At 39.7% G+C, this 9,393-nt stretch carries 13 protein-coding genes; all 13 read right to left on the bottom strand.

Annotated elements, in window-relative coordinates; translation table 11 throughout:
• On the bottom strand, positions 1 to 839 hold an 839-nt coding region (locus ACLNCN_RS01415; protein ID WP_424844476.1), incomplete at its 3' end, for a methionine ABC transporter ATP-binding protein.
• On the bottom strand, positions 832 to 2,205 hold the full coding sequence (locus tag ACLNCN_RS01410; protein WP_060627390.1) for a M20 family metallopeptidase: 1,374 nt from the start codon (positions 2,203 to 2,205) through the stop codon (positions 832 to 834). The genes ACLNCN_RS01415 and ACLNCN_RS01410, both read right to left, overlap by 8 nt.
• A 99-nt stretch (positions 2,206 to 2,304) precedes the next feature.
• Positions 2,305 to 3,159: a MetQ/NlpA family ABC transporter substrate-binding protein gene (locus tag ACLNCN_RS01405; protein ID WP_023948487.1), complete on the bottom strand. Its 855-nt coding sequence runs from the start codon at positions 3,157 to 3,159 to the stop codon at positions 2,305 to 2,307.
• Positions 3,160 to 3,312: 153 nt separating this feature from the next.
• Positions 3,313 to 4,143, bottom strand: a complete 831-nt coding sequence (locus tag ACLNCN_RS01400; protein ID WP_414367869.1) for an amino acid ABC transporter substrate-binding protein — start codon at positions 4,141 to 4,143, stop codon at positions 3,313 to 3,315.
• A gap of 209 nt (positions 4,144 to 4,352) precedes the next feature.
• Positions 4,353 to 4,676, bottom strand: a complete 324-nt coding sequence (locus tag ACLNCN_RS01395) for an AzlD domain-containing protein (RefSeq protein ID WP_000253937.1) — start codon at positions 4,674 to 4,676, stop codon at positions 4,353 to 4,355.
• Positions 4,666 to 5,361, bottom strand: a complete 696-nt coding sequence (locus ACLNCN_RS01390; RefSeq protein ID WP_000659743.1) for an AzlC family ABC transporter permease — start codon at positions 5,359 to 5,361, stop codon at positions 4,666 to 4,668. The genes ACLNCN_RS01395 and ACLNCN_RS01390 overlap by 11 nt, the downstream gene beginning before the upstream one ends.
• Before the next feature lie 240 nt (positions 5,362 to 5,601).
• Positions 5,602 to 6,114, bottom strand: a complete 513-nt coding sequence (locus ACLNCN_RS01385) for an HdeD family acid-resistance protein (protein WP_000036821.1) — start codon at positions 6,112 to 6,114, stop codon at positions 5,602 to 5,604.
• Positions 6,114 to 6,359 carry a hypothetical protein gene (locus tag ACLNCN_RS01380; RefSeq protein ID WP_424844475.1) on the bottom strand — a complete coding sequence of 82 codons (246 nt, stop codon included), beginning with the start codon at positions 6,357 to 6,359 and terminating at the stop codon, positions 6,114 to 6,116. Before ACLNCN_RS01380 ends, ACLNCN_RS01385 begins: the two co-directional genes overlap by 1 nt.
• Positions 6,352 to 6,543 (bottom strand): hypothetical protein, encoded by a 192-nt coding sequence (locus tag ACLNCN_RS01375; protein ID WP_424844474.1) that lies wholly within the window; start codon positions 6,541 to 6,543, stop codon positions 6,352 to 6,354. Before ACLNCN_RS01375 ends, ACLNCN_RS01380 begins: the two co-directional genes overlap by 8 nt.
• Before the next feature lie 69 nt (positions 6,544 to 6,612).
• Positions 6,613 to 6,798, bottom strand: a complete 186-nt coding sequence (locus tag ACLNCN_RS01370; protein WP_414367863.1) for a TetR/AcrR family transcriptional regulator — start codon at positions 6,796 to 6,798, stop codon at positions 6,613 to 6,615.
• Between the two features lie 143 nt (positions 6,799 to 6,941).
• Positions 6,942 to 8,168, bottom strand: a complete 1,227-nt coding sequence (locus ACLNCN_RS01365) for an MFS transporter (protein WP_004254988.1) — start codon at positions 8,166 to 8,168, stop codon at positions 6,942 to 6,944.
• A gap of 71 nt (positions 8,169 to 8,239) precedes the next feature.
• Positions 8,240 to 8,905 (bottom strand): CPBP family intramembrane glutamic endopeptidase, encoded by a 666-nt coding sequence (locus ACLNCN_RS01360; RefSeq protein WP_049486768.1) that lies wholly within the window; start codon positions 8,903 to 8,905, stop codon positions 8,240 to 8,242.
• Positions 8,906 to 8,971: 66 nt separating this feature from the next.
• On the bottom strand, positions 8,972 to 9,166 hold the full coding sequence (locus ACLNCN_RS01355) for a peptide pheromone VP1 (protein ID WP_064276773.1): 195 nt from the start codon (positions 9,164 to 9,166) through the stop codon (positions 8,972 to 8,974).
• Between the last annotated feature and the right edge of the window lie 227 nt (positions 9,167 to 9,393).

The raw sequence follows: 9,393 nt of genomic DNA, 5'->3' as shown, positions 1-9,393 counted from the left end.
GGTTGTATTGGGGGGCTGTTTTCGGGTGAATGTTGTATGATTTCTTGCTTCTCAATTTTGACCATAGCTTCATCAATTCCTGTGGCTGTTGAGATAAAGTCTTGAGTCAAAGGCTGTTTAGGATCTGAGAAGATTTCAAGGACGCTGCCCTCTTCAATCAAATGCCCATCCTGCATGACTGCCACACGATTGGCAATGTCTTTGACAATCTGCATTTCATGCGTAATCAAGACAACCGTCAAGCCTAATTTTTGGTTCAAATCTTGCAACAAGGCCAAAATCTGCTTGGTTGTCTTAGGATCAAGGGCAGAAGTTGACTCATCTGAAATCAAGATTTTTGGATCATTTGCCAAGGCACGCGCAATGGCCACACGCTGTTTTTGCCCTCCAGATAGTTGTGAAGGGTAGTTTTCAGCACGGTCTGCCAAGCCAACCAAGTCCAATAACTTGGCTACTTTAGCCTTCTTTTCTTCCTTGCTGAGTCCAGAGTGTTTAAGGGCAAAGGCTACATTCTCCTCTGCTGTCTTTTGGCTCATCAGGTTAAAATGCTGGAAAATCATTCCAATATCTTGACGTTTACGACGCAACTGCTCGGCCGTCAAGGTCACCTTGCCATCAAAAATCACATCGTCATCAATGGTAATTTTCCCTGCAGATGGTTTTTGCAAGAGATTAATCACCCGTACAAGGGTTGATTTCCCTGCTCCAGAATATCCAACGATTCCGTAGATATCCCCTTCTTGGATGTGAATGGTCACATCCTTGACCGCTGTGATGGTTCTCTTCTTTTGGTGAAAAGTCACATCGATCTGATCTAACTTGATAATATCTCTACTCATAGCTTCTAATCAGCTCCTCTACTAATTCAATATGGGTGTAATAATCGGCGATTCGCACATTTTCATCCCCACCGTGGTCTCGACTATTAGCATTTCCTAGACCGAAGGCCACCATTGGTACCTCTAGGGCGTCAAATACCGTATGCATAGGCCCTGTTCCAGCTGTAGTTGGCAAGACTGAAACGCCCTGTGGATAGAATTTCTTGGCCAACTCAATCACATTGAGAATGGCTGGCGCGCTCATATCGCTTCGATAACTCATCTCTCCCAAGGTATAGTATAATTCTACCTTATCAAAACCATTTTTGTCTAGCTGTTTCCGAATTTTTTCCAGAACATCATGCGGTTCTAGACCAGGAACCAAACGAACCTCTAGCTTAGCACTGGCTTCTGCTGGCAAAATCGTTTTAACCCCTTGTCCTTGATAACCTGACTGAATCCCTTCGATATTGAGAGCAGGTTCAAAAAAGAAACGTTTTAGAAAGGCTGCGCGGTCCTCTTGTAAGAGAGGCAATTCCAAACCATAAATCTGGCTGATTTCCCCTGGATTTCGTTGGGCATAGGTATCCACTAAGGCCAATTCACGTTCATTTGGCTCTTGAACTTCTTCGTACAAACCTTCAACCAAGATACGGCCATCTGCGGCACGAAGAGACTGTAGGGCTTGAAGGAGATACCAAGGAGCTGATTCCACAACTCCTCCATAACTAGAGTGGATATCCACATCCGCACTTTTTACCTTGGCATCAAAGGTCACAATCCCCTTATTTCCACCAGAAATTTCTAACTGCTCCAAGGCATTCTTGGTCCCTTGTTCCCAGACCAACAAATCTGCACCACGGAGTTTATCCGCATGCTTTTCTAGATACTTATCTAGGTCTGTTGAAGCCGATTCCTCCGCTCCCTCCATGATAAAACTGATATTGACAGGCAAATCATCATGGTGCTGCATGTATTTTCTCAAAGCACTCAAACGAGCTGTGATATGACCCTTGTCGTCATCAACCCCACGCCCATACATGAAGCCATTGCGCACTGAAAGAGTAAAGGGATCCTCTGTCCAGATCTGATCCCCATCCGCTGGCACAGTGTCATAGTGGTTATAGAAAATCAGAGTCTTAGCATCTGGACGCGAACTCTTGAAATGCGCCATGACAAAGGGAGCCGTATAAGTCTCATCAATCTCCACTTCAGCCCCAACACGTTTGAAAATCTCACCCAGATAGTTAGCAACTTCTTTGAGCCCCACCTGTTGGGCAAAGACCGACTTCTTAGAAATCAAGGTACGCAAAACCTCAAAATAATGCTGGGCCACATGATCCTTTTCAAATTTTTCAATCTGTTCTTGTTCGCTAGGAAAAACCATATTCTCTCTACCTTTCTATGAACCTATAGTCTTCTTTACAATCCATGCTCTATACAAAAGCAAGAGGTGGAATTTTCTCTCCCACCTCCCTGTTTCTTATTACCAAACTGGTTGATCCAAACCGTCTGATGTTTCTTCGATAACTTTTTTCACGTCATCTGTGTGGTAAGCTGCGATCACTTTCTTGATAGCATCAGCCTTAGGTGATGTTTCCCAATCTTTTTTCGCAACGATGATGTTGTACCATTGTTTTGAGTTTTCATCAGCTTGTTCTTTGAAAAGTGCTTTCTTGTAGTCCAATTTTGCTTCTGTAACGAAGGTATTGTTTACAACGGCAGCGTCAACTGATGACAATGAACGAGCTGTTTGGCTAGCGTCCAATTCAGTGATTTTCAAGTTCTTTGGATTTTCTTTGATGTTGGCAACTGTTGCAAGAGCAGTTCCAGAAACATCCAATTTAATCAAGCCAGCTGATTGAAGCAAGTAAAGTGCACGACTTTCGTTTGTAGCGTCGTTTGGTACAGCGATTTCTCCGTTTGCTGGGATGTCTTCTACTTTAGTGTACTTGTTGTCACTTCCATTCAAACCTGAGTAAAGACGGATTGGAGAGATGTAAGTATCTGCAATCGCTACAAGGTCTTTTCCGTTTTCTTTGTTCCAGTTGTTCAAGAAGTTATAGTGTTGGAAAGCGTTCAAATCTACTTCGCCATCAGCAGTTGCCTTGTTTGGTTGTGAGTAGTCTGTGAACTCTGTAAATTCCAAAGTAATACCGTCTTTTTTAACTAATTCTTGAACTTTATCCCAACGAGCTTCTTCAGAACCGCTACGGTTAACAGTTGCGATTTTGATAGTTGTTGCATTGTCTGCTTTCTTTTCTGAGTTTCCGCAAGCTGCAAGAGCCAAACCTGCGACTGTAGCAAGGGCTGCTACACCAAGCCATTTTTTAATTTTCATGATTCTTTCTCCTTAAAAATAATACCGTACTAGTATCTCACAATTTGTTTGATTTCACAAATTGTTATTAGATAATCAGATATATAGTTTAAAACTATATACTTAAAAATTGAGAAATCACCCACCTGATTCAGAATGGATGATTTCAAAAAATTATTTAATATCAGCTTCTGCTGGTAGGTAAGTGTCTCCAAAGAATTGTTTAGACAACTTTTCAAGAGTTCCATCTTTGTAGAGTTCTTGGATACGTTTGTCTACAAATGTTTTCAACTCATCTTGACCTTTGGCAAGAAGTGGGTAAACGTAAGGTTGTTGGTCGCTTGGAAGTTCGATAACTTTCAAGTTGTCCAAACCTTGGTTCTTGATGACTGTTTCAACACCGATTTTATCAAAAATTTTATAGTCAAATTGTCCATCACTCAAACGTCCCATAATTTGTTGGAAATCTGCCTTAGTATAGTTCAGGATAGTTGGGTTATCTGCGTGTTGTTTGTTATATTCTTCCAACTGTTTAGCTGATGTAGTAGCTTGAACAATCTCTGTCGATTTTCCACCGATATCAGCGAGAGACTTGATACTAGAGTCATCTTTCTTCACTACAAGGACATTAGGGTTTTGGGCAATTGGTGCGGCATATAGGTATTTCTCCGCACGTTCTTTAGTGTAGCTAAGATTGTTGACAGCCATATTGTAACGGTCAGCGTCAAGACCAGCAAAGACACCTGACCATTCTGTCTTTTCAAACTTGACATCATATTTGTCAGAATCTTTAAAGATAGCGCGAACGACTTCAATCTCGTAACCAGTCAATTCACCATTTTCTTCATAGATAAATGGTTTTGGTGAGCCATTGGTTGCAACGATAATTTCTTTCTTGCTAGCTGCTTCTCCTTCTTTCTTAGCACCACCTGAACAAGCTGCTAAAACACCTGCAGCAACAAGGCCTAAGGCAGCAAGAGATGAGTATTTAACGATTTTTTTCATGTCATTTCCTCCAAAATAGAATACCTTATAATCTTAACAGAAAAAGAGCATTTCCGCCATTATATGATATCTATCTCTGTGATAGGTTTTCTTTATGGCTAATTTATACTCAATGAAAATCAAAGAGCAAACTAGGAAGCTAGCCACAAGCTGTACTTGAGTACGGTAAGGCGACGCTGACGTGGTTTGAATTTGATTTTCGAAGAGTATTAAAAGACCAAACGCAAGACTGCAGTTAAGACCACTCCAAAGAGAACTGTTCCAACTAGATTGCGGTAGCGAAAGGCTACCCAAGCCGTTGGAAAGACTGCTAAGAAGTCCAGCCATTTGATTTGAGGAAGACTCCCAACCTTGCCTGTCACTACGCTTGAAAGAATCAAGGCAAAGATAATAGAAACAGGCAAGAATTTCAAAAAACGCTCAACGATTGCAGGCAAGCCCTTATACTTGACCAAGATGAAGGGAATCATACGGGGAATCCAAGTCACCAAGCCAGAGAAAATAACTGCTAATAAAAGATACTTACTGACCATCTAAAACCACCCCCATTGTACAACCTAGCAAGGTCGCAAACAGAACAGCTAGCGACTGAGACACCACTGTTAAGAGTAAAAAGAAGGACACCGCAACAACTGCTAGGATAATGAGCAGATTGCGGACAGGAATCCGTCTTTGCATAATCTGGAATTGCGAAGCAAAAATTCCAATGAACATCCCAACCAGGGCAAAATCCAAGCCAAAGATTTCTGGATTTGGCAGCAGACCACCCAGAGCCGTTCCGACAACTGTTCCCACAAACCAAGCCACATAGCTGTTGAGATTGTTTCCGTGCATCCACATCGGATTGACCTTGTCTGTATGGGCTAACTCGCCCATCAAAACGCCATAAGTCTCATCCGTCAAGAGACTAGACATACCGATATTTTGCCAGAGACTGGTATGACGGAAATAGGTTGACGCATGCAAACTCAACAAAAAGAGACGCAAATTAATCAAAAAGACCGTCATAGCAATAGCTGCCACAGGTGCTTGAACCGCAATCAGTGCCAACATGGCAAACTGGGCACTCCCAGCATAAACAAAGAGGCTCATCAAGCCCATCTCAACAGGTGTCACATAGGGCGCACCAATAATCCCACAGGCCAAGCCAATACTGACATAACCAAGGGCCGTTGGCATGGCCGCCTGCGCCCCCTCCCAAAATCCTTTTTCTTTCATCTTTCTCCTCATATTGTCTTAATAATACTCAATGAAAATCAAAGAGCAAACTAGAAAGCTGGCCACAGGTTGCTCAAAACATTGTTTTGAGGTTGCAGATAGAAGCTAACGCAGTTTGAAGAGATTTTCGAAGAGTATAAGTAGGCTGAAAAGGCTCCAGCCATAGCATGGACTATTATAACACATTCAGGAAAGAGAAAAAAGTCTGCTGATTGTAATCAGACAGACTCCATTTTATTCTTATTTAATCTTGAAGAATTGAACAATTGCCACAATACCTTGATAAATAAAGACAAAGGCAATGGTGTAACTAATATAGAGACCGGTCATCAATGGGTGTCCCATCATGATTAAACCTGCTACGATTCCTAAAATCCCCATCCAAACTAGAGGGGTACCTACCGATTTATCCGTCTTACGAACCTTGAAACCAACGATAGTTTTTGTAATACCATTTGTCAAGGCCCATAAAGAAATGATAAATGGTACAAATGTTACCATTTCAATAAAGCTACCTGAGAACAAGGTAAGAGCGAGGATGAGGGTAACAATTCCTCCAAATAAATTCCAGCCATGCTTTTCTTCTGATTTGAAGTATTGTACAATCTCAGAAATCCCTTGAACTGCAAATACAAGTGCAAACCAGAAAGTCATGGAAGCCAAGCTAATAAGAGGATGTGCAAACATATTAAAACCTACAAAAACTGCAAAAATACCCGCAATTAGTAACAACCATTTCCAAATTTTCGACATTATTTTTCTCCTTTTTTAGAGGAATCTTCCTCTAGTATTCCATAAATCATCATATCCAAAACCTGTGATAATTGATGTTCATATCCTGAAACCAAGTCAGGCAAACTGCTATCTGACGAAACAGTTAAATAATAGGAACGAAACACATCCTGAATCAATCGCAGATAGTCCATAGCTCGTTTCTCATCAATATGCTCTTTCAGTTTGGATTCTGATATAAGTTTTTGACAAACTTGTTCATTCAAGTCCAAAAAGATAGCTTTTGGATTCTGATATAAGTTTTTGACAAACTTGTTCATTCAAGTCCAAAAAGATAGCTTTCTGTGGTGCAATGTCTGCTTCCAATTCTTCTGGTGTCGCAATCATTGCCTCAAAGAAAATGTGGCTATGTTCTGGGTATTGCTGATAAAATTGGTGACGTCTTTCCATATAATCAGCTAAGGAGGGCACTTGACCTTCCACCCCCAGAAACACTGCCAAAGCTTTCTCAAAACTCTCCTAAAAACAAGTTAGATAGAGGTCTGATTTCCCTGAAAAATTATGATACAAAACTCCTTTGGAAATACCATCCACTTTACAAAGTTCATTGATGACAAAACCTTGATAGCCTTTTGTAGCAAATTCAAACAAAGCAGCGGTAATGATTTTCTCTCTTCGTAGTCTTGTTTTTTCTTCTTTTCTCATGTATTTATCTCTACATTTTTTGATTATAAACCGATTGGTCTGAAATGTCAAGCAACTTTCTCAAAAATTTAACAGTCTGCTGATTGTAGCCATCATAAACAGACTGGAATCCAGTCTCAAACATATAATATACACATTCTTCGCTAAATGTTTTCACGGATATTCAAGAGTATGATAAAGGCAGCTAGAAGAAATAGCAATAAAACAAAGCTAACTGCCAGAGTTCCAAAGCTAGTAGCAATGGTTACCAAAGCTATTGTAAATAAGCTAGGTAAAACAACTGTAATGGCACCGATAGAGGATTGAACTGCTCCCATTGACTCCTCAGGTATTTGTTTAAAAATGAGTTCCTGTAATCGAGGAGAGAGGATACCTGCGAAAAAGGCATCCAAGGCACTAAAGATAAGAATCCAGTCAAAACGAACTGCCACAAAGCCAACTAAAAGGAGTAATTGGATAATAAGCGAGGCATATAGGGCTAGTTTTATGGAGATTGTATTCTTCAGATAGCCACTCACAAGGCTTCCGACAATAAGGGCTGACAATTCAAGGGTGGATAACAAGGCAAGAGATTGACCTGTTTGTAAATTCAAAAAGGGCTGATTCCTCAAAAACAGAGTAGAAACAGGAACTGTAACATTTATCACTGCTTGACTAATAGAGATAATAAACAAAACCAAGAGCACCTTATTCATATTCCATATCAATTTTGATGATTGGAGCAGATGCTGGCAAAAGGATTTTACAGAGAGTCCTTCTTGATAGCTAATCGTTTTTTCTACTTTCAAGAGGTCTGTTTTTATGAAAAGAATACCTAAAAATGCGATTAAAAAGGTCAGAGCATTCAGTAAGGAAATAGACTGGATAGATAGAATACCTAGTAAGACTCCTCCTAGAATATTACTGATTGTTTTCACTAAACTAACAGTTGACTGTTTAAATCCAATAGCTTCTGCCAGATGGTCTTGCCCAATAATTCTAATGAAAATCGGAGTGAGCATGGCGCCTGAAAAATAACTCAATGTGTCAGATAAGAGGTTAATCAGACAAATAAATGCTACTAATAACAAGGAAAAGGACTGCCCTGAAAGTGATAAAGAAACGATAGAGTAAAGCAAAAATTTTGCAAAACTAATCATTGTATATTTTAGGACACGATGATGTTGAAAATCCGCCAAAACTCCCAGAAAGATTTGCAGAACTTGAGGAAGGGTTTCTGAAATCGTGATAAGTAAAATCGCCAAAGGGGCAAAAGACGCATCTGCCACATAATTCAAAAAAGCCAGATAAAAAATCGTATCCCCAACCGTTGAAATCCACTGGTTGATGGTTAATTGCCTAAAATTTCTATTTTGAAGAAATACTTTCATCACAACTCCTTTTTAAATTCAAATGGGAAGCTTTCCCCAAGGATAGACTGCGATACTACTAACAACCAAAATTACAGTAACATCAAAATCTGACCAATGCCATTGTAGACTATATGCAGCCCAATAGGCCAATAAATAGACTTTGTCACTCTAAACAAGACTGCAAATATGAGACCACCACCCATATATACAAAAAAGTCTGTTAAGACCCAACCATGGCCACTAATGTGTAAGATTCCAAATAATATAGCTGAGCCAAGCACATCTAGTCCCCACTTCTTTCCTTTTTCCAGAGCTGTCATCACTAATCCACGATAAATCATCTCTTCAAAAATGGGACCTGCAATCACAGGATAGAAAAAATACATCAAAAATGCTGTAGCTCCTGTAAAAGTAGGAACATCCAGTTGATAAGAAATTGCATTTTTGGTAGGCGGAAAAAGAAAAAAGGTGACGAAATTCCAAACAACAAAAGCAAGAAGAGCTAGGAAGGAATAGAAAAGATAGGAACCTTTAAATTTTCTACTGTTAATTTTCTGCCATTTCCCTGACCAAACCATAACAATAAAAGCAAGCAGAACCACAAGAAAATTTAACAGCATATCCGACAAATAATAGGCAAAGTCGGATAAACCAGCAGCAAGATCGCTATGTAAAAGCAAACGAATGAAGAACTGGTCAGCAACAACTAGTAGAATAGCTATAATAAAGTAGTAGCGTGAGATTATCTTTTTCATTCTATTTTCTCCTATACTATAAAATAAAAAAAGCCCTAACCCAAACAAAAGCAAGGGCTTTAAATATCAACGACGACGATTAACAGTGGAAGAATCATGGTTAAAATTTTTCTCCCAGAAATTAGTGATTGACCAAGGTGTCCCGAACCCTCCCCATGCACCGCTTGGGATATTGCCAACATACACAAGATCTCCACCGTAAATCTTCTCCAACTCAGCTTCTGTCAATTCCATCGTTTCTGCAAATTGTAAATTTAACATCTTTTATACTCCTTCAATCGTTTTCTTCTTGTAAACCACTTCTGCGACCTAGGATTTGCTTCAAATGTTTTACAAGGATAGTATAACACGAAAATTAGCTTATTTTAGAAAATCGCATATTTGATATTTTTTCTTATAGAAATTTCAGATTTGCAATTGTTGACTACTCAATAAGTTCTTTGTATTGCTTCAAACGCAATTCGAAGAGGGCTAGCAATTGTGGATTT

It is taken from the genome of Streptococcus sp. CL8.13 (assembly GCF_049737895.1).
This window is presented reverse-complemented; position numbering and strand designations above follow the sequence as displayed.